Below are 19,331 nucleotides of genomic sequence, written 5' to 3'. Positions count from 1 at the left end.
CCATAAAAGCCATGACCCTGATATAGCTATCAGGGTCCGTTACACAAAAAGTGAAGTCCTTATTTTGCCTCAAGCCAGGCAGCTAAACCTGCCATCACTGGAGCAAACTTCTCGTTTAGTGGCGCGCCACCTTGTGCCAAGTCAGGTTTACCACCACCTTTACCACCTAGCTCGGTTGCAAGATGTTTGATGATGTCACCCGCCTTAATAGACGCAGTAAATTCTTTTGCAACAGAGGCCAGCAGGCTGACCTTATCGCTTTCTACTGCTGCAAGTACAATGACTGCGTTGTCTAATTTAGATTTCACACCGTCATGCAGGTTACGAAGTGATTTCGCATCCATGTTTGGTACAGTGGTAATCAATGTCGAACGACCGGCAACAGTTTGAACTTGGCTTAAAAGTTCAGCTGCCTGGAAGTTCGCAAGTTTCTGGTTCAATTGTTCAATTTGTTTTTGCAATTGATGTGCAGTTTCAACCATAGCTTCAACTTTTTCAACAGTCTGATGGTTTTGTGCTTTGAGCAAAGCATTGATGTATTGAACATTGCGCTCAGTTTTTTGCACCACATCAACCGCTTTAGTACCAGTCACCGCTTCAATACGACGCACACCTGCTGCAACACCACCTTCAGAAGTGATCTTGAACAGACCGATGTCACCGGTACGTTTTACATGAATACCACCACAAAGTTCGATTGAAAAGTTTTTCTCCTCAATAATTGAACCCATAGACAATACGCGTACTTCGTCACCGTATTTTTCACCGAACAGCATCATTGCGCCCTTGGCTTTGGCTGACTCGATATCCAGAAGCTCGGTAGACACAGCAGTATTAGCAATCACTTCCGCATTTACTAAGCGTTCTACTTGCTGAAGCTGTTCAAAAGTAACCGGTTGGTCGTTGGCAAAGTCAAAACGCAGGATGTCGCTTGCAACCAGTGAACCTTTTTGTTGAACATGTGAACCCAAAACTTGACGTAGGGCAGCATGTAACAAATGCGTTGCAGAGTGGTTACGCGCAGTTGCAGCACGAATGTCAGCTTTAACCGTTGCTTCAACGCTTTGAGAAGCTTTTAGGCTACCCATGGTCACGATACCTTGGTGTACAAATGCACCACCAGATTTTTTGGTATCTTGAACTTCGAAAATACCGGTATCGTTTTTGAAGATCCCTGTATCACCGATTTGACCACCGCTTTCTGCATAGAAAGGCGTTTGGTTCAATACGATGAGCGCTTCGTCACCCTCAAAAACTTCATCAACTTGTTCGCCATCTTTATAGATTGCAACAATTTGACCTTGACCTTGAGTTGCGTCATAGCCTTCAAATTGAGTTTCGCCTTCAACTTTTACAATGCTGTTGTAGTCAACTGCGAATTTACCTGCATCACGTGCACGTTGACGCTGTGCAGCCATTTCAACTTCAAAGCCAGCTTCATCTACATGGATATTATATTCACGTGCCACATCTGCTGTAAGATCGGCAGGGAAACCATATGTATCATAAAGTTTAAATGCGATTTCACCTTTTAATGTTGTAGATGTGAAAGGTGCAAACTTAAGCTCATAATTTGATATTAGATTTAGCGCATGCGAGTTTAATTTTTCAACATACTCTAAACATTTATCTTTAGATTCACCTGAAATTAATACCAAATACTTTTTCAAATTTTTGTATTCAATATGATTTGCAAATGTTTTTTCAGCTCTCTGAATAGCAAAATCAAAAGTTTTGTGCGTTGAGCCTTTCCAGCTTGTAATCTCAAGAAGTTGTTTATTGCCATTCTTGTCAACCAAAATAGCATCAACACCCTTATCTAACTGCTCTACTCGATAGCCTTGCTTTTCTAGATAATCGTAAGCAGCTGTCTCAATTAACTCGGCATTTAAAATCTTTAAACCTTGCTCTAAAGTTTTTGCGAATTGTTCTTCTTCTTTGAGCAATAACGCTTCGATACGTGCTTGGTTGGCTGCAAGTTCAGGATAAGCTTCACCCATCACTGCGATTAAAGGTTGCAACATTTTGTGGAAGAATGAACCAGTCGCACCCAATTTGTTACCGTGACGAACGGCACGACGAATGATACGACGAAGTACATAACCACGACCTTCATTTGAAGGGTTTACACCGTCAGCAATCAGGAAGCAGCATGAACGTGCGTGATCCGCTACAACTTTTAAAGATGCAGGGTAATCAACAGGGTTGTTATTTGCAGCAGCTTCGGCTTCAATGGCAGTGGTATCCATGCCAATGATTTCTGCAGCTGATTTGAGTAGGTGTTGGAATAAGTCGATTTCGTAGTTTGAGTTTACATGTTGTAAAACTGCAGAAATACGTTCCAAGCCCATACCTGTATCTACAGAAGGCGCTGGAAGAGGGTGCAATACACCATCAGCAGTACGGTTGAACTGCATGAAGACGTTGTTCCAGATTTCAATGAAACGGTCTCCATCTTCTTCAGGCGTACCCGGTAGGCCACCCCAAATATGATCACCATGGTCAAAGAAAATTTCAGAACATGGACCGCAAGGACCAGTATCGCCCATCGCCCAGAAGTTGTCTGATGCGTATTGACCGCCTTTGTTATCACCAATACGGATAATGCGGCTGGCATCTAGACCAATTTCTTTGTTCCAGATATCAAAAGCTTCGTCATCGGTGTGATAAACCGTGGCATAGAGTTTGTCTTTAGGAAGGGCTAGCCATTCATCGCCTGTCAAAAAGTCCCAGGCAAATTTGATTGCATCACGTTTGAAATAATCACCAAACGAGAAGTTACCTAACATTTCAAAGAAAGTATGGTGACGTGCGGTATAACCGACGTTGTCTAAGTCGTTGTGTTTACCACCGGCACGTACACATTTTTGTGAAGATGTTGCGCGAACATAATCACGTTTTTCCAAGCCCAGGAAGCAGTCTTTAAACTGGTTCATCCCGGCATTGGTGAACAATAAAGTCGGGTCATTGGCGGGTACAAGTGAACTCGACGCGACACGTGTATGCCCTTGCGATTCAAAGTAACGCAAAAATGCTTCACGAATTTCAGCTGATGTCATAAAACGAGTACTCACAACCAAGTCACTCCATATTTCGTATTGGCTAGAAGTATACCGAGCATTTTCATAGAAGATGAACTGCCCCAATACACCGGGCTTAAAATTTTAAAACGCCAAATTATAACGGAAAAAGCCGCATGCACCAATCACTTTAAGGCGAATTAATGACAATTGTATGTATTCGCGGTATAGGCATCTTGAGGTAATCCAAGCGTTAATTTATATCATCAAACTGCCATTAAAGTTTAACGAATGCTTGAGTGAATATTTTTAGCTTGCTTTTTCTGAGGCGGATTTGTGGTAAAACCCTCTTCAGCAGGGTAATACGGTGTTATTAACGCATTATATTTAATAAATAGACGCGAAGAAATGGTATCGGTTTTCAGTTGAAATCCATTAACATATACAAGTGTTTACATCTACCCAAGAATTAAGGATATCTGATGCAACGAGTAGCCATTAATGGTTTCGGGCGAATTGGTCGCAATGTATTACGTGCTTGGTTTGAAAACCCCAAGGATTTCCATTTTGATATTGTTGCGATTAATGATGTTGCAGATGTAGAGACTTTAGTTCATTTGTTTAAGTACGATACTACTCATGGACGTTTTAAAGGCAAAGTCGAAGTATTGCTGGACAATGAACAGATTTTTTTACATATTTCAGCGGGTTTGGCGCAATTAAAAGTACAAGTATTTTGTCAGGAACAACCTGAACGCTTGCCGTGGAATGATTTAAATATTGATATCGTACTTGAATGTACCGGTTTATTCCGTTCACGTGAAGCGGCAACCAAACATGTTACAGCAGGGGCAAAGCGGGTCATTATTGGTGCGGCGCCTTTTGACAGTGTCGATGCTGCCATCGTCTATGGTGTAAACCATCATGAAGTCAAAGCCACCGATCAGATTATTTCCAGCGTCTCCTGTACCACGCAAGCCTTGGTTCCTTTGGTTAAAATCATTGATGATGCCTTTGGGATTGATACCGCTTTAATGACAGAAATCCATGCAGTAACGGCAGATCAATCGGTACTGGATCGTGCACATCGTGACCTGCGTCGTGCACGAGCTTCGGGGCAAAATATTATTCCAACCACATCTTCAGCATTAGGTGCATTAAAACGTGTGATGCCAAAAATGGAAGACCGGATTGATGGTTATTCCATTCGTGTACCCACCATTAATGTCGCTGCCATTGATTTGACTTTTGTTGCTCAATCGCATGTCACAGTGCACAAAATTAATGAAGTTTTGGTCAAGTCGGCACGTCATGACTATGCGGAAATTATGGATGTGACAGATGAACCTTTGGTATCGTCTGATTTTAATCATTCACCCTATTCTTTAATTGTAGATTTAAGCCAAACCATGGTGGTTGGACATCAAGCGAAAGTATTTGCCTGGTATGACAACGAATGGGGTTATGCCAATCGCTTGCTTGATTTGTGTGAATCCTTTACATCAAAATCCATATAAAAACAGAGGCTGATTAAACGCTTAATCAGCCTCTGTTGGAGAAAAAGACTATTCTTCTTCACTGATGTAATTTGGATCGTTTAAGAAGCCCTCTTGGATTTCTTTCGGCATGTCTTTGTGCCACCATGCATATATGGAAGATTGAATTTGTTGATCTTCATCAGGGTCATTGAAGGGTTCATCATCTTCACGAATAAGTTCATCACCTTCAAATTTAAACCAAAATTCCCACGGGTCATCATCACCACAACCCCAAGCTTGTGTATGGATGTCAGGAACTAAGCTTTTTAAGAAGTTTAAAATGGCTTCCATGAATTCATCACCCGATGAACCATGCACAAAGTGAGCAATCGAATATCCTTCAAAACGGTACAGTGATTCTGGCCCTAAGTCATATTCAACCTGATCTACCTGGTCAATGATATCTTGAGCAAGTTCTTCACCTTCGGTTGGATTGATGGTGACCGCAATTTGTTTGAATATTTCAGCATTGCCCTGATGTTCTTGAAAGAGGCGATCTAATTTACTCATGATTTCTGGGTTAGGATGTTTAAAATATAAGTTGCTGTGAAGTTCCATGGTGAGTGCAGACCCCGAGATGCTGAAAGCATAAAATGCTGATAAATAATGATTGTTTTTAACGGTTGTAAATGACAACTGAATATTTGCGTTATTGGTGAATAAAATACAATGTATTGTGGCTATTTGGGAAGTGTTTTTTGAATGAATGTGTTGGCTGTGTCATTGGTGACTTAGAAATTAGGTCGATAGATCAAAATAGTTGCTGAACTTAAACGAAATAGTTGCTGAACTTAAACGAATTTTTGAAAATTTAGATGATTAATTCGTTATGATAGTGAATAAAAACTAAATAAGATAAGAGAAATGCATATTATGTTGATATTTATCTGGGGTTTTATTCTCCTTTTAGCTATAGCAGTGATCTTTTTGATTTGGGCGCAATTTACCAATCAAGGTGCTGCACTCAGTGAAATCCAGCTGAATCAACAACTCGAAAAAAAAGTGATTCATCTGGAAGAAAATCTCAAAAAAACTTTGGAAATTATGCAGGACCTGGCCAAGAAAATGCATATTCAGCAAGAAGTGATTGATAAAACCACAACCAAGCTGAGTCAGGTAGAGTTGCAAAATGCCGAATTGGTCGGTTTATTGGCAAAGGCAGTTAATTCCTCAGATCGATCTTCCATATAATTTCATTCTTTGAAGTTAAATAACAGTCGACCAGTTTGTCGATGCGATTCAGGATATGCCTGAAGTCTTAAAATGTCAGTTGATGGCAGGGGATTGTGACTTCTTTTTACGGATTGTGGTGGCTGATTTAGAGGCATGCCGTAAGTTTCAGATTTATCATTTAAATAAAATTTCAGGTCTGCAAAATTTGAAAACTGAAATTCTATTACAGAAGATTAAGCAGACTACAGAGTTGCCATTAACCTGATAATGGATTGATTCAGTATGATATTTAAACTGTAGGGGCGCTTTAATCGAATCGGGCGATTTTTGTCTGATTAAACAATAAGTATTCCGCTATTTTTTGTGAAAAAGTCAGGTGCACAGCTAAAACTATCGTGCTAGACTAGGAGAAATCGGGTGTGCTCCCGATTTTTTTATGCGGATAACTTCCGCTCTGACAGAATTTAGGTTTACAACATGCCCATTTCAGAGACATGGTTATTACCTGATGGTGTAGCTGATGTATTACCAGAACAGGCGCAAGTGATTGAAACTTTGCGTCGTGATGCACTAGATTTCCTCGCATCTCGAGGTTATCAATTGGTGTACACGCCATTTATCGAATACATCGAATCTCTATCTTCTCTTTCAGAATCGAATCAAGATTTAGACTTAGCCACTTTTAAAGTCATCGACCAGTTATCGGGTCGTTTACTTGGTGTGCGTGCCGATATGACACCACAAGTGGCTCGTATTGATGCGCATGTACATCCAGTCGAAGGGGTGGCGCGTTATTGCTACGCTGGCACGGTTTTACACACCAAACCTCAAGGGTTTAATACCACACGTGCACCCCTCCAGTTAGGTGCGGAGCTTTTCGGTTCAGACAGTATTGATGCAGACGTTGAAATGGTTGACGTGATGCTGAGTCTGATCGAAACGGCGGGCTTGGCAGACGGAATCCATCTAGATTTGGGTCATGTCGGTCTATTCCGTAGTTTGGTGAAACATGCGGGTTTGACTAAAGCTGTTGAAAGTCATCTTTCAGACCTTTATCAACGTAAAGCATTACCTGAACTTGCAGAATTTACCCAAGAATTAAAATTTGGTGCAGATTTTTATACGCTAGGTCGTTATTCAAGTGACCTAGATGCATTACAAGCCAATTTAAGTGCTGAAATTTTTGCTGATGAAGCCTTCAAGCAAGCATTTGACGCTTTGAAAACAACGCAAACTGAAATTCAGTCACGTTGGCCAAATCTGCATATTGGTATAGATGTTGTAGAGTTGCGTTCATACCATTATCACACTGGTTTAATGTATGCAGTGTATGCACCAAACCGTGCGGCGCCGTTGGCTCAAGGCGGTCGCTATGACGGCATTGGCGAACATTTTGGTCGTGCGCGTCCTGCAACAGGTTTTTCGTGCGACTTATATGCATTAAGTGCAGGTCAATTTAAAGATTTAAATGTAGTTGTTGCACCGAAGGGTACTGACGCTGATTTGCTTAAGGCAATTTCAAATGCACGTACACAAGGCTTTGGCGTAATCCAATTACTCGGCAAGGACAGTTTAAACTCGGTACCGCATGCAACGCATCAATTGGTGAATGTGGTAGGTGAGTGGACAGTCGAAAAGATTTAATGATGTGAATTGGTTTCATTAACTAATTCAAGTTTTCAATTTTAACAGCATGATGCAATGAGGCTATTATGGGCAAGAATGTTGTGGTACTTGGTACCCAATGGGGCGACGAAGGTAAAGGTAAAATCGTTGACCTGCTCACAGATCAAGCGGCTGCGGTAGTTCGTTACCAAGGCGGACACAACGCAGGTCATACACTTGTGGTTGGTGGTAAGAAAACTGTATTACACCTCATTCCATCTGGTATTTTACGTGAAAACGTATTGTGCTTAATTGGTAACGGAGTGGTTCTTTCTCCTGAAGCGCTCATCAAAGAGATGGATATTCTTGAAAAAGAAGGTGTTCCGGTTAAAGAACGTCTACGCATCTCTCCAAACTGTCCGTTAATTTTGCCGAACCACATTGCACTTGACCAAGCGCGTGAGAAGAAACGTGGTAATGCGAAAATCGGCACTACGGGTCGTGGTATTGGTCCAGCATATGAAGACAAAGTTGCACGCCGTGCAATCCGCGTTGCTGACCTTGTTCGTGGTGGTGAGCATCTTAAAGCCCAGCTTACTGAGCTTCTGGATTATCATAACTTCCAATTAACTCAATACTACGGTGTTGAAGCGGTTAAATTAGAAGATGTGCTTGCACTCTGTGACCAATGGCGTGAAGTCGTTACTCCACTGGTTGTGGACGTAACTACGGAATTGCACAATTACCGTAAAAACGGTGACAACATTATGTTCGAAGGCGCGCAAGGTTCACTCCTTGACGTAGACCACGGTACATACCCGTATGTAACATCTTCAAACACAACTGCTGGTGGCGTAAGCTCAGGTTCAGGTCTCGGCCCATTGCACCTTGATTATGTACTAGGCATTACCAAAGCTTACACGACGCGTGTAGGTGCGGGTCCATTCCCAACGGAATTGGTTTACGATGCTGCAAATGACACAGGCGACCAAATCGGTAAACATTTAGGTACGATTGGTCATGAGTTTGGTGCGTCAACTGGTCGTCAACGCCGTTGTGGTTGGTTCGATGCTGAAATTTTACGTCGTTCTGTAGATGTAAACTCACTTTCAGGTATTTGCTTAACTAAACTTGACGTTCTTGATGGTTTAGAAGAAGTAAAAATCTGTGTGGGTTACGAAGCGGCAGATTCAGGTTGTGTTGGTTCTTCTGATGCACTTGCATTTGAAGCCTTAAAACCAATTTATGAATCTATGCCAGGTTGGTCTGAGTCTACAGTGGGTGCAACTGATGTTGCTCAATTACCTGCAAATGCGATTGCTTATGTAAAACGTATTGAACAGTTGATTGAATGTCCAATCGACATCATTTCAACAGGTCCTGACCGTGCAGAAACAATTGTACTGCGTCATCCGTTTGATGCTTAATTTAAGCTGATACGACGATGATAAAAAAGCCTCGCAATTTGCGGGGCTTTTTCATGTTGTTACTTTTAAAGGGCGATAAGTGAATGTATGAGGGAAAATTTTGCCAAGACTAAAGTTGCATCAGAGAATACTGTTTAAATAACTGGCACTTGTTAGAATACCCGGCATAAGATAAATGAAAGGTTGTGCTGGATGCATAAGAATATTTCAGGAACAATATTTTATTCCTTACTATTTGCTATGGGCGGAGCACCAACTATTGCGATGCTGATTATTCAAGCACAAACGCAAGATCCCAATATTATCTATAATGCATTTATTGGTTTAAGTGTAATTCTTGCCTGTATTTTAGTTCCATTAATTCTCATACAAAATGCTATTTTATTTTTTAAAAGAAAAAATGAGCAGCTTGAACAGAAAATTAGACCATTATGCCAAGTGTATTTGGTCTTGAATGTTTTATGTCTTGTTTATTGGCTTAGTTTTCAGTTTCTTAAATAAGTACAGTTACATAAATGATATGAATATGGATGGAATAATAATTTAAAGCTTATCCATTATTACCCTATAATCTGCTTAAAACTGATATCTGTTTTCAAGGTGGAGATTATTATAATGAATAGCAAACTCGTTTTAAGTTTGTGTGCAGCTAGTGTGATTACTATTTCAGGTTGCACCACTGTAGCGGAAATGGCAGGGGCGGATTCATCGACATTAAATGTAGCTGCAGCACAAGGCTTTAATAAAACAGTTCAGGAAGCGAGTGCCAATAAAACCTTAGATACATCTTCAGCGACTTATAAACGCATTAATTCTGTATTTTTACGTTTAAAACCTTATGGCGATCAGATCAATCAAACAGGTCAAAAGTTTGACTGGAAACTGGCGGTGCTAAAGTCGGATCAGGTGAATGCTTATGTAGCACCGGGTGGTAAAGTGGTGTTCTATACCGGTATCGTGAATAAATTAAACCTGACTGATGCAGAAATTGCGGCAGTCATGGGCCACGAAATGGTGCATGCTTTAGAGGAACACTCTAAAAATAAAATTGGTCAACAAGCATTAACTGACTTGGCTTTAAGCATTGGCCTAAGCGCTGCGGGAAGTAATGTAGGTCAGTTGGGCAGTGCCGCTGCTCAGTTGGGTGCACAAGTGGGCGTAGGATTGCCTTATTCACGTAGTCTGGAAAGCCGTGCCGACCAAGGTGGTTTAATGCTGATGGCGCGTGCCGGTTATAACCCACAAGCCGCTATTACGCTTTGGGAAAAAATGAATAAATTGGACGGTGCGGGCGGTACTTCATTCTTGTCTACTCACCCTTCAAATAGTCAGCGTATTGAAGCAATGCGTAAAAACTTGCCAGCCGCACAAGCGATTTATAACAAACGTTAATCGGTTCTTGGCTCATTAAAAAAAGGATGCGATATGCATCCTTTTTTTTGCTTTTACTTCCTCTCTCGATGGAGGGGGATGGGGTGGGGCTAAATATTTAGAAAATTTCATGCAATATAAAGTAGAGCTTTTCTATTTTTTAACTTTAGGAAATTGTTTTAATTCAATTTCCTAATTTCATTTTAAAGCAGTGCCTAAAATGAAATTAGGGCGCAGGATTCGGCTGTTGACGGTGAATATCTTCAATACCTTGTAAAACTTCTGCGGATAAATCGATTTCAAATGCTTGGATATTTTTTTTGAGTTGATCCAGGTTGGTTGCTCCAATAATGGTACTGGTCACAAAGAACTGCTGTTTGATAAATGCCAATGATAGTTGGGTCAGGGTTAAGCCATGTCGTTCAGCAAGCTGCGCATATTGTTCTGTTGCCCATTCGCTCTCTGGATTGCTATAGCGGCTAAAACGAGAGAAAAGTGTGATACGTGCATTTGCAGGGCGAGCGCCATTGCGGAATTTTCCAGTCAAATAACCAAACGCTAAAGGTGAATAGGCAAGGAGTCCCACATTTTCATAATGGGTAATTTCTGACATGCCAATTTCATAAGTACGGTTTAATAGACTATATGGATTTTGCACGCTCACAAATTTTTCTAAGCCTAATTTTTCAGCCAAATGCAAAAATTTCAAAGTTCCCCAAGGGGTTTCATTGGAAAGACCAATATAACGAATACGTCCTTTCTTAATTTCATCACTTAAAGCACTTAGGGTTTCTTCTAAAGCGGTGATTTCTTTGTCCTGATGAGCTTCAACATTCCCATAACCGAGCTTGCCAAAGAAATTGGTTGGACGTTGTGGCCAATGTAATTGATATAGGTCGATATAATCGCTTTGCAAGCGTTTTAAGGAGCCATCTATGGCAGAGCTGATCTCTGTAGAGGTAAAGCGAGTTTGCCCATCACGAATGTGACTACCGCCTTGTGAAGGACCCGCGATTTTTGAAGCAATAAAAAGCTGATCTCGATTACCGCGCTCTGCAATCCAATTCCCCAGGATGGTTTCGGTTGCCCCTTGCGTTTCAGGCTTTGGTGGAACGAGATACATTTCAGCAGTGTCCCAAAAAAACAAGCCTTGGTCTAAAGCATATTCAAGTTGTTGAAAGGCCTCTGCTTGCGTATTTTGCTCACCAAAAGTCATTGTACCTAAACAGATTTCAGGAACCAGAATTCCTGTATTGGCTAAAGGTTTGAGTTGCATAGAGCTTGGTCCTTAAATTTTTATCATGAAATTTTAAATGACTTAAGGCTAACTGATTTTTTGATCAGCGTTAAATCATGAATAGTTTTAAAGTTGTCAGAAAATTTACAAAAGGATATAAGTAAAAACTAATGCATAAAAAAGCAAACCCTAAGATTTGCTTTTATGATGAGGCTTAAAGAATAAAAAATTATTCCTCGTCATCAAGCTCATTTGCAGATACATTTGCATCTTCAGTTGAAACATCAAAAATAAGAATGGCTTTACCATCCGTTTCGATCATGCCTTGTTCTTCAAGGGTTTTTAAAACGCGTCCAACCATTTCACGAGAACAACCGACAATACGGCCAATTTCTTGACGCGTAATACGGATTTGTCGGCCATTTGGTAAAATCATGGCTTCTGGTTGAGAAGAAAGGTCGATTAAACAGCGTGCAATACGACCAGACACATCAATAAATGCCAGGTCAGTCACTTTACGAGTGGTATTTTTTAAGCGACGAACAAGTTGGGCAAATACAGCATAGCTCAGATCTGGATACTGTTTGCTTAACTCGTGAAAGTTATCATAGGTAATTTCGGCAATTTCACAAACGTCACGTGTACGGACTTCCGCAGTACGTTGTGGATTTGCTTCAAAGAGACCCATTTCCCCAAAAAAGTCTCCCGCATTCAAATACGCAACCACAATTTCACGTTCATTATCTTCACGTAAGATAATGGATACTGAACCTTTTAAAATTAAATACAGTGATTTTGATTCAGTGCCTGCGTCAATAATTGCAGTACGTTTTGGATAGCGATTAATATATGCACGTTTTAATAATGCTTTCACTGACTCTGGTAATTGACCAGGAGAAAGTGCATCGGTACTAAGTTGTGAAAAGCTTGCAGTCATGCTAACGGTTCCGAATATGGATAAGTAATAGATCGCACAGACCTAAAATGAACTTGTCACATAGAAGAGATGAAATTCCTTATCAACTCAATTTATGTTAGTGTACAGGTACTTCGTAAATTTATAGCTTTTTTCAGGTAGTTGCAATGCAAACAAGCGTACATTGGCTAGAGAATGTTGCTTTTGAAGCAAAATCAGAAAGTGGTCACCACATTGTTATGGATGGTGCTGAGGCATACGGTGGTGAAAACCGTGGTCCACGTCCCATGGAGCTGATATTAATGGGACTTGGTGGCTGTGCTTCCTTTGATATTGTGACTATTTTAAAAAAATCACGCCAAGATGTGACAGGGGTGGTATGTCAGCTAAAGGCAGATCGTGCCGATACGATTCCTGCCGTATTTACCAAAATTCATTTACACTTTGTGGTAACAGGTAAAGCTATAAAAGAAAAACAAGTGGCTAAGGCTGTTGAACTTTCTGCTGAAAAATACTGTTCAGCAAGTAAAATGTTATCCGATGGCGGCGTTGAAATTACCCACGATTTTGAAATTATTGAAGCTGCCTAATCAAAAAATGGCAATTCATCGGTGAATTGTCATTTTTTTTATCAAAAATAAAACTTAAAGTCATTCTATAAAACTGATCCAGTTTCATTCTATTTCCTCATTTTAGAAAATGCTCAACTTTACTGATTGGTCTATTTTTATTTCATCTCTGTTTTTAAACGCATCAAAATTTTTATCGGTTTTTAAACTCAATATATACATTGAAAGATAAGACGTTTTAAAGTGATTGAGTAAACGAATTGATTCATTGAGCTAGATGGGGAAGTTTTAGCTAAAACTAATTTTTAAATAGAATTTGATACAGAAGTTATTAAATTCAGCTTGAAAAAAAACAGATACATACCCATATTATAATTAAAGTCTATGTTTTATTTTTATTTCTTTAGTCTTTGAAAATTAAAATATTTTTTAAGAAATTATATTGAAAAATATCAAACCATTCCCATCTATTATCCAAGTACAGAATTTGTTGTGAGGAAAATAAGAATGCGTTTTGAAAAATTTACAAATCGCTTGCAGCAAGCTTTATCAGATGCTCAATCTTTAGCAATGGGTAAAGATAATACCTCTATCGAAGGTATTCATATTTTATCAGTGCTATTGCAGGAGCCTGCCAATATCAGCTTGTTACAACAGGCTGGGGCAAATCTGCGAGATCTTCAGACCAAGCTACAACAAGCATTGAATGATGCAGCAACCATTGCCAATCCGACCGGAGATATCAATCTTAACCCTGAAGCGGTACGTGCTTTAAATCTGGCGGACAGCTATGCACAAAAAGCCGGGGATGAATTTTTATCGACCGACTGGGTATTGCTCAGCTTAGCTGAAACAGGTGCAACCAAAACTTTACTGAATAGTGTAGGCGTAACAACGACAGATTTACGTAAAGCAATTGAAAATATTCGAGGTGGTGAAAAAGTCATGAGTAATACCCACGAAGATCAACGTGATTCACTCAATAAATACACCATTGATTTAACTGAACGTGCCATGTCAGGCAAATTGGATCCAGTGATTGGGCGTGATGAAGAAATTCGTCGCACGATTCAAGTTTTGTCGCGACGTACTAAAAATAACCCGGTACTAATTGGTGAACCGGGTGTTGGTAAAACTGCGATTGTAGAAGGTTTAGCCCAACGAATTGTCAATGGAGAAGTACCCGAAGGCTTAAAAGGTAAACGCGTTTTATCTTTAGATTTGGGCTCATTATTGGCCGGGGCAAAATATCGCGGCGAGTTTGAAGAGCGTTTAAAAGCGCTCCTGAAAGATCTGGCCAAATATGAAGGCGAAATCATTCTCTTTATTGATGAATTGCATACCCTTGTCGGTGCCGGTAAAGGTGAGGGTGCCATGGATGCAGGAAATATGCTGAAACCTGCATTGGCACGTGGTGAGCTGCATTGTGTCGGCGCAACGACTTTGGATGAATATCGCCAATTTATTGAGAAAGATGCTGCGTTAGAACGTCGTTTCCAGAAAGTTTTGGTCGATGAACCGAGTGTTGAAGATACCATTGCGATTCTTCGTGGTTTGAAAGAGAAATATGCAACGCACCATGGTGTACAGATTCTGGATTCAGCCATTATTGCTGCTGCAAAAATGTCGCATCGTTATATTACCGACCGTCAATTACCTGACAAAGCCATTGATTTGATTGATGAAGCGGCTTCACGGATCAAAATGGAAATTGACTCAAAACCTGAGCCACTCGACCGTTTGGACCGTCGCCTCATTCAATTGAAAATGCAATTGGAAGCAGTGAAACAGGATGCAGATTCCGTCAGTAAAGCTGAGGTGTCGCATCTGGAAAAACAAATCGAAGAAGTACAGCGTGAATATAGCGATTTAGAAGAACAGTGGATTGCCGAGAAAAGATTGGTTGAAGGTACAAGTCAAGCGCAAGTCGAATTGGATAAAGCGCGTACGGCTTTTGAAAAAGCACAACGTGAAGGAGATTTGGCTGAAGCCAGCCGTCTGCAATATGGGGTAATTCCTGAATTGCAAAAACGTCTGGAAACTGAAGAAGTTGCTGAAGAAAGTAATGAAGAACCAAAACTCATTCGTACCAAAGTGACTGAGAACGAAATTGCAGAAGTGGTCAGTGCTGCAACCGGTATACCAGTGGCGAAAATGTTGCAAGGCGAACGCGAAAAACTGCTTCAAATGGAAGATTTCTTACATAACCGTGTAGTTGGACAAGATGAAGCGGTGGTTGCAGTGTCCAATGCGGTACGTCGTTCACGTGCAGGTTTATCTGATCCGAATCGTCCAAGTGGTTCATTCTTGTTCCTTGGACCAACAGGGGTGGGTAAAACTGAATTGACCAAAGCCTTGGCAAACTTCTTGTTCGACAGTGATGATGCCATGGTACGTATCGACATGAGTGAATTTATGGAGAAACATTCTGTCAGCCGTTTAGTCGGTGCGCCTCCAGGATATGTTGGCTATGAAGAAGGGGGTGTATTAACCGAAGCGGTACGTCGTAAACCTTATAGTGTAGTGTTGTTTGATGAGGTGGAAAAAGCGCATCCCGATGTGTTTAACATCTTGCTGCAAGTACTTGATGATGGACGCTTAACTGACTCTCAAGGGCGCGTGGTTGATTTTAAAAACACCGTTATAGTTATGACCTCTAACTTGGGTTCGCAGGATGTGCGTGAACTAGGTGGTAGTGCAACCGATGAGGAAGTCCGTGCAGTTGTAATGGAAGCGGTATCACAACACTTCCGTCCAGAATTTATTAACCGTATTGATGAGTTGGTGGTGTTCCATTCACTGAAAAAAGCCCAAATTCGTGGTATTGCCGATATTCAGCTAGATCGTTTGCGTGCACGTTTAACTGAAAAAGACATGTATCTTTCTGTCGATGATAGTGCCTTTGATCAATTGATTGAAGCTGGTTTTGACCCTGTATATGGTGCGCGACCGTTGAAACGTGCAATTCAACAGCAAGTTGAAAATTCATTGGCTCAAAAAATCTTGAGAGGAGATTTTCTACCTGGCGATACAATTTTGATTAAAGCTGAACATGGTCATCTTGAGTTTGAAAAAATGAAATTAAATTAATGACCTGATTAAATTTCATGCTTAGATTAGCACTTTGAAGTGCAACGCCATGCGCTTGAAATAATACCTGACTCGGACTTCTAAATCCGAGTCTTTTTCTTGGACGATGATTTAACTTCATTGTAATTTCTTCAATATATTGATCCATATAAGGAGCTTACACGTATTGTATGTACAAAACGGCAATGATGACCAAATTTATCGCTCGAAAAATGAACCGAGTTTTTTGGTACGGTTCGCAACTCAAGCAGATGACGCGCAACTGGTGCAATTGATTGCGGAAACCATGCCGAGCAATGGTATGACTTTGACTTTTTAGCGTTATCCAAGTTATCTTAGAGCCAGTCATGCCCAATAAAATCGTCCCGATATAAAGTTCGTTGTACCGGAGGAAAATCCGGAACCAGTGGTCGATATGATGAATCTGGGGTGGCGTGATTGTGTTATCAATGGTCAATCAGGCTTATTGCGTTATGTTGCGGATTTGCGCCTGCATCCTCCTATGCACCGCGGTAATAAAGTGCTGCGTTTACTGATGGACGATGTCTATGATGAAATTCCATTAGATACTATTTTTGAAGGTGTAGTTTTAGAAGATAATATTGTCGCATGCAATATTTTTGCACAATAAGCGTAAAGGCTTTCCCGCACCGTTTCATTATGACGATATTCGTACCTTTACGGTGTCACAAGCGAAAAAACCGGCACAATTTAAACACTATCGTCTTCAGCAAATGAATGCGAGTCAAGTAAGTGCAGCCGATGCATTTATCTGAGCCATGAAACAGCATTATAATTTTTTACCGAATTATGATTTTTCAAGTTTGGCTGAATCCAATCATCCCTTTGGGCGGGCATGAACATCAATGATTTTTATCTCATGTATGAGCAGCATAATCAGGTGGTCGGTTGGTATGGCTTGTAGAATCAAAAAGCTTTTAAACAAACGCGTCTCATCGATTATTCATTGCCTTTAAAAGTCATTAAGCCTTTTTATAATGTCTATGCCAGCATTCGAGGTGTTTTGTCTTTACCGAAAAAAATGATGCTTTTGAATATTTGATGATTCATAGTGCTGTATGTCATCCGGAGCAACAAGATGTATTTGCCAGTCTGATTTTGCATGCTAAGCAACAGACTAAATTGCATCGTAAACAAGCCTTTTGTATTACCTTGGCAGATAATGATCCACGTATTTATTGGATGAGCAATACCACATCTTATGTGAGTCAAGCCAAACATTATTTTCATAGTTTTGAAGGCAATCCCTGTACTACCTTTGATCGTAATAAAATTAGTTATTTTGAAGTGGGACGTATTTAATGGGTATTTAGTCTTGCTCAGGCATACAATGTGATTGGGTGTGAATAGTTGGTTGAAAAAATCATATTAATTCTCATTTTTTAATTTATACTGGTTTACAAAATAAGCAAAAAATGAGACAGGTGATGTCAAAATTAATATGGGGTTTGGGTGGTCTGATTGTATTCGCAACGGCTGCTGTAGGGGGGAATTTGTATGCAGATAAAAGTTTAACTTCATATTATCAGCAGAATCAAAAAACCAATTTAGTTTCGATTCAATATAAAAATTTCAATATGGGGGCAATGCAGGGTTCTGCAGACTGGGCAGCTCAAGTCACATTTGATCCGTGTAAACCTAAAGATGTTTTGATGCTCACAGGAACGGATAACATTAAACGCAGTTGGAATGGTTATCATATTGAATCCAAAATTAATTTACAGCAAGGCAATGAGGTATTTCAAAAAATGCTCAAACAGCCTTTAACTGCTGAAACCAAGATTGATTGGCTGGGTGTGGTGCACTCCTCGTTGACGACACCCGTGTTTAAGCAAAATAATGCAGATATACAGGCCCGAATTGATTCAATGACTTTTAAGATGGACGCAAAATCAAAAGGCGATCAATTAAAGATACTCAATGCGAAACTTCAAATACCGAATATGACTGTTAGCGATAAATTGGGGCATCTGCAGATACGAGAAGTAGAGTTTGAAACCAATCAAGGCTTAAATTCTACCCTTGATGAAGGGGAAACCCGTTTGAATATTGCTTCAATTAAACGCACCGATCGAAATGTGCAGCAATTCGGCAGCGGTGAGTTTAAGGATTTTGCTTTGCTGATGAATACGGATATTGATGAACATAAGGTGAATTTTGATACCCAACTGAATATTAAAGAAGTGGTCATGCACAAAATACCGACTTTCCAAAAGTTACAAATGAATTTCAATCTGAAAGCGCTGAACAAGCAAAAAATACAGGCTTTCTTTAATGTATTGGAAAAAAATAGTGAGGTATGTGTAGTTAAAGATGAGTTGTCGAAAGAATTGGCAGACAGCTTTTTATCTATTATAAATGAAGGTTTTACTTTTGAATCGCAAGATAATCAGATTAGTTTGGGTGAAGGGTATGCTAAAGCAAGCTTGAGTGGCAAGGTGATGCCGGGTCATCAAACTTCATTTGCCAGCCTGGTTAAAATGGCACCTAGTTTAGTCGAGTATCAGGCGAATCTTGAATATGATAAACAAATCATGAAGACCCTGATGAGTAATTACTTGCAACAAGGCAGTAAAACATTGTCTGATCAAGAACTTGAACAAATGCTGAATAGCATGCAGCAAGCGGTGCAAGCCAAGCGAGAGGGTGATGTCTTAAAGATAGGCGTTGAATATAAATATGGCGAAAAGAAATTTTTAAATTAAGACCTGGTCTAAAAAAGTTTGTCAGACGTGCAGCCTGAACAAGAACAAAGCGCTGCTTTGTTCGCAGTGCAAGGAATAAGTATATTTTTGTTGTATACAGAATATCGGGAAGTACCGAAAGCACATTGTTGTTATATATAAAAATTGCTAGCGTTCATGATGAAAAATAAAAAAGGAGAGGCCAGTATGAAGATGAAAAATAAAAAAAGTTTTTATCCCCCTTCTCGGAAAAAGTTAGCTGTCATGAGTGGGTTGCTGATCATTTGTCCATGGTGTTATGCAGAAGTTCCTCTAACTGACCATAAATTGTCAGAGCAAAGGAGTGATTCCAAGCATCTTGATGCTGAGAGTATTCAACGTGTGCAAAATAGTGTTAAGCAACCGGTTGATAAGCAGAAAAAAGAAAGTAAAGTTTTAAGTGACCAGAACAATCAAGATATTCAAAGGCAGACTATCGACGAAACGGCATTATCCGATTATCAGATGCAGAAGAAAAAAGCGGCTGAACAATTAATGTTGAATGAAAAGCAAGCCAGTACTCATTCAACCATTCGCTTATTTGACACAATGAATCAATCAGATAATTTGCGAATGAATTATCATGAAGGTATTACCATTGAGATGAAACGATAAACCGTTTCATCTCAATGTGTATTACT

At 40.1% G+C, this 19,331-nt stretch carries 18 protein-coding genes and 1 pseudogene; 15 read left to right on the top strand and 4 right to left on the bottom strand.

Going from position 1 to position 19,331, the window contains the following annotated elements; genetic code table 11:
* Positions 1–59 precede the first annotated feature (59 nt).
* Complete coding sequence (gene alaS / locus ACP69Y_RS12255; RefSeq protein ID WP_425918644.1) at positions 60–3,074, bottom strand: alanine--tRNA ligase; 3,015 nt, start codon at positions 3,072–3,074, stop codon at positions 60–62.
* A gap of 428 nt (positions 3,075–3,502) precedes the next feature.
* Here alaS and ACP69Y_RS12250 point away from each other — a divergent pair, with 428 nt between their 5' ends.
* Positions 3,503–4,537, top strand: a complete 1,035-nt coding sequence (locus ACP69Y_RS12250) for a type I glyceraldehyde-3-phosphate dehydrogenase (protein ID WP_425918643.1) — start codon at positions 3,503–3,505, stop codon at positions 4,535–4,537.
* Positions 4,538–4,585: 48 nt separating this feature from the next.
* Here ACP69Y_RS12250 and ACP69Y_RS12245 read toward each other — a convergent pair whose 3' ends face one another.
* Positions 4,586–5,116 (bottom strand): hypothetical protein, encoded by a 531-nt coding sequence (locus tag ACP69Y_RS12245; protein ID WP_425918642.1) that lies wholly within the window; start codon positions 5,114–5,116, stop codon positions 4,586–4,588.
* A 315-nt stretch (positions 5,117–5,431) separates the two neighbouring features.
* Between ACP69Y_RS12245 and ACP69Y_RS12240 the strand changes: the two genes are divergently transcribed.
* The 6 genes and pseudogenes from ACP69Y_RS12240 (at position 5,432) to ACP69Y_RS12215 (ending at position 10,155) form a co-directional block, all read left to right on the top strand.
* A complete protein-coding gene (locus ACP69Y_RS12240) occupies positions 5,432–5,749 on the top strand; it encodes a hypothetical protein (protein ID WP_425918641.1) in 318 nt (105 codons plus the stop codon).
* Positions 5,750–5,771: 22 nt separating this feature from the next.
* Positions 5,772–5,996: pseudogene (locus ACP69Y_RS12235) on the top strand (Lrp/AsnC ligand binding domain-containing protein); the annotation flags it as partial.
* 212 nt (positions 5,997–6,208) lie between these two features.
* Entirely contained in the window at positions 6,209–7,375 is a 1,167-nt protein-coding gene (locus ACP69Y_RS12230) for an ATP phosphoribosyltransferase regulatory subunit (protein ID WP_425918640.1), read from the top strand.
* A gap of 68 nt (positions 7,376–7,443) precedes the next feature.
* On the top strand, positions 7,444–8,763 hold the full coding sequence (locus tag ACP69Y_RS12225; RefSeq protein WP_425918639.1) for an adenylosuccinate synthase: 1,320 nt from the start codon (positions 7,444–7,446) through the stop codon (positions 8,761–8,763).
* 192 nt (positions 8,764–8,955) lie between these two features.
* Positions 8,956–9,264, top strand: coding sequence for a hypothetical protein (locus ACP69Y_RS12220; RefSeq protein ID WP_425918638.1), 309 nt, complete (start codon positions 8,956–8,958; stop codon positions 9,262–9,264).
* A 114-nt stretch (positions 9,265–9,378) separates the two neighbouring features.
* Positions 9,379–10,155: a M48 family metallopeptidase gene (locus tag ACP69Y_RS12215; protein ID WP_425918637.1), complete on the top strand. Its 777-nt coding sequence runs from the start codon at positions 9,379–9,381 to the stop codon at positions 10,153–10,155.
* Between the two features lie 205 nt (positions 10,156–10,360).
* Here the strand turns inward: ACP69Y_RS12215 and ACP69Y_RS12210 are convergent, their stop codons facing one another.
* Positions 10,361–11,410 (bottom strand): NADP(H)-dependent aldo-keto reductase, encoded by a 1,050-nt coding sequence (locus tag ACP69Y_RS12210; RefSeq protein WP_425918636.1) that lies wholly within the window; start codon positions 11,408–11,410, stop codon positions 10,361–10,363.
* 190 nt (positions 11,411–11,600) lie between these two features.
* Positions 11,601–12,308, bottom strand: a complete 708-nt coding sequence (gene crp, locus ACP69Y_RS12205) for a cAMP-activated global transcriptional regulator CRP (RefSeq protein WP_425918635.1) — start codon at positions 12,306–12,308, stop codon at positions 11,601–11,603.
* Between the two features lie 146 nt (positions 12,309–12,454).
* On the opposite strand from crp, the gene ACP69Y_RS12200 reads away from it, so the two are divergent.
* From ACP69Y_RS12200 to ACP69Y_RS12165, 8 genes are all read left to right on the top strand, one after another.
* Positions 12,455–12,877: an OsmC family protein gene (locus ACP69Y_RS12200; protein WP_425918634.1), complete on the top strand. Its 423-nt coding sequence runs from the start codon at positions 12,455–12,457 to the stop codon at positions 12,875–12,877.
* A gap of 486 nt (positions 12,878–13,363) precedes the next feature.
* The gene (gene clpB / locus ACP69Y_RS12195) at positions 13,364–15,946 is read left to right on the top strand and encodes an ATP-dependent chaperone ClpB (protein WP_425918633.1); all 2,583 of its coding nucleotides are present in this window, start codon (positions 13,364–13,366) and stop codon (positions 15,944–15,946) included.
* A 166-nt stretch (positions 15,947–16,112) separates the two neighbouring features.
* A complete protein-coding gene (locus ACP69Y_RS12190; RefSeq protein WP_425918632.1) occupies positions 16,113–16,265 on the top strand; it encodes a hypothetical protein in 153 nt (50 codons plus the stop codon).
* 96 nt (positions 16,266–16,361) lie between these two features.
* Positions 16,362–16,577 carry a hypothetical protein gene (locus tag ACP69Y_RS12185; protein ID WP_425918631.1) on the top strand — a complete coding sequence of 72 codons (216 nt, stop codon included), beginning with the start codon at positions 16,362–16,364 and terminating at the stop codon, positions 16,575–16,577.
* Positions 16,567–16,722, top strand: coding sequence for a hypothetical protein (locus ACP69Y_RS12180; protein ID WP_425918630.1), 156 nt, complete (start codon positions 16,567–16,569; stop codon positions 16,720–16,722). Before ACP69Y_RS12185 ends, ACP69Y_RS12180 begins: the two co-directional genes overlap by 11 nt.
* A 286-nt stretch (positions 16,723–17,008) precedes the next feature.
* Positions 17,009–17,269, top strand: coding sequence for a hypothetical protein (locus ACP69Y_RS12175; protein WP_425918629.1), 261 nt, complete (start codon positions 17,009–17,011; stop codon positions 17,267–17,269).
* Between the two features lie 125 nt (positions 17,270–17,394).
* A complete protein-coding gene (locus tag ACP69Y_RS12170; protein WP_425918628.1) occupies positions 17,395–18,672 on the top strand; it encodes a DUF945 family protein in 1,278 nt (425 codons plus the stop codon).
* Positions 18,673–18,828: 156 nt separating this feature from the next.
* Positions 18,829–19,305, top strand: coding sequence for a hypothetical protein (locus ACP69Y_RS12165; protein WP_425918627.1), 477 nt, complete (start codon positions 18,829–18,831; stop codon positions 19,303–19,305).
* The last annotated feature ends 26 nt before the right edge of the window (positions 19,306–19,331 follow it).

Origin of the sequence: Acinetobacter sp. TSRC1-2 (assembly GCF_049895885.1) — a bacterium.
In the GTDB taxonomy this organism is placed as follows: domain Bacteria; phylum Pseudomonadota; class Gammaproteobacteria; order Pseudomonadales; family Moraxellaceae; genus Acinetobacter.
This window is presented reverse-complemented; position numbering and strand designations above follow the sequence as displayed.

Bases quoted from the DNA above. Each gene is read 5' to 3' on its own strand.
- ACP69Y_RS12250 (WP_425918643.1), top strand. From the start codon at position 3,503: ATGCAACGAGTAGCCATTAATGGTTTCGGGCGAATTGGTCGCAATGTA.
- ACP69Y_RS12215 (WP_425918637.1), top strand. From the start codon at position 9,379: ATGAATAGCAAACTCGTTTTAAGTTTGTGTGCAGCTAGTGTGATTACT.
- ACP69Y_RS12245 (WP_425918642.1), bottom strand. From the start codon at position 5,116: ATGGAACTTCACAGCAACTTATATTTTAAACATCCTAACCCAGAAATC.
- ACP69Y_RS12170 (WP_425918628.1), top strand. From the start codon at position 17,395: ATGTCAAAATTAATATGGGGTTTGGGTGGTCTGATTGTATTCGCAACG.
- clpB (WP_425918633.1), top strand. From the start codon at position 13,364: ATGCGTTTTGAAAAATTTACAAATCGCTTGCAGCAAGCTTTATCAGAT.
- ACP69Y_RS12225 (WP_425918639.1), top strand. From the start codon at position 7,444: ATGGGCAAGAATGTTGTGGTACTTGGTACCCAATGGGGCGACGAAGGT.
- ACP69Y_RS12230 (WP_425918640.1), top strand. From the start codon at position 6,209: ATGCCCATTTCAGAGACATGGTTATTACCTGATGGTGTAGCTGATGTA.
- ACP69Y_RS12210 (WP_425918636.1), bottom strand. From the start codon at position 11,410: ATGCAACTCAAACCTTTAGCCAATACAGGAATTCTGGTTCCTGAAATC.
- ACP69Y_RS12185 (WP_425918631.1), top strand. From the start codon at position 16,362: ATGATGAATCTGGGGTGGCGTGATTGTGTTATCAATGGTCAATCAGGC.
- ACP69Y_RS12220 (WP_425918638.1), top strand. From the start codon at position 8,956: ATGCATAAGAATATTTCAGGAACAATATTTTATTCCTTACTATTTGCT.
- ACP69Y_RS12200 (WP_425918634.1), top strand. From the start codon at position 12,455: ATGCAAACAAGCGTACATTGGCTAGAGAATGTTGCTTTTGAAGCAAAA.
- crp (WP_425918635.1), bottom strand. From the start codon at position 12,308: ATGACTGCAAGCTTTTCACAACTTAGTACCGATGCACTTTCTCCTGGT.
- ACP69Y_RS12175 (WP_425918629.1), top strand. From the start codon at position 17,009: ATGATTCATAGTGCTGTATGTCATCCGGAGCAACAAGATGTATTTGCC.
- ACP69Y_RS12240 (WP_425918641.1), top strand. From the start codon at position 5,432: ATGTTGATATTTATCTGGGGTTTTATTCTCCTTTTAGCTATAGCAGTG.
- ACP69Y_RS12165 (WP_425918627.1), top strand. From the start codon at position 18,829: ATGATGAAAAATAAAAAAGGAGAGGCCAGTATGAAGATGAAAAATAAA.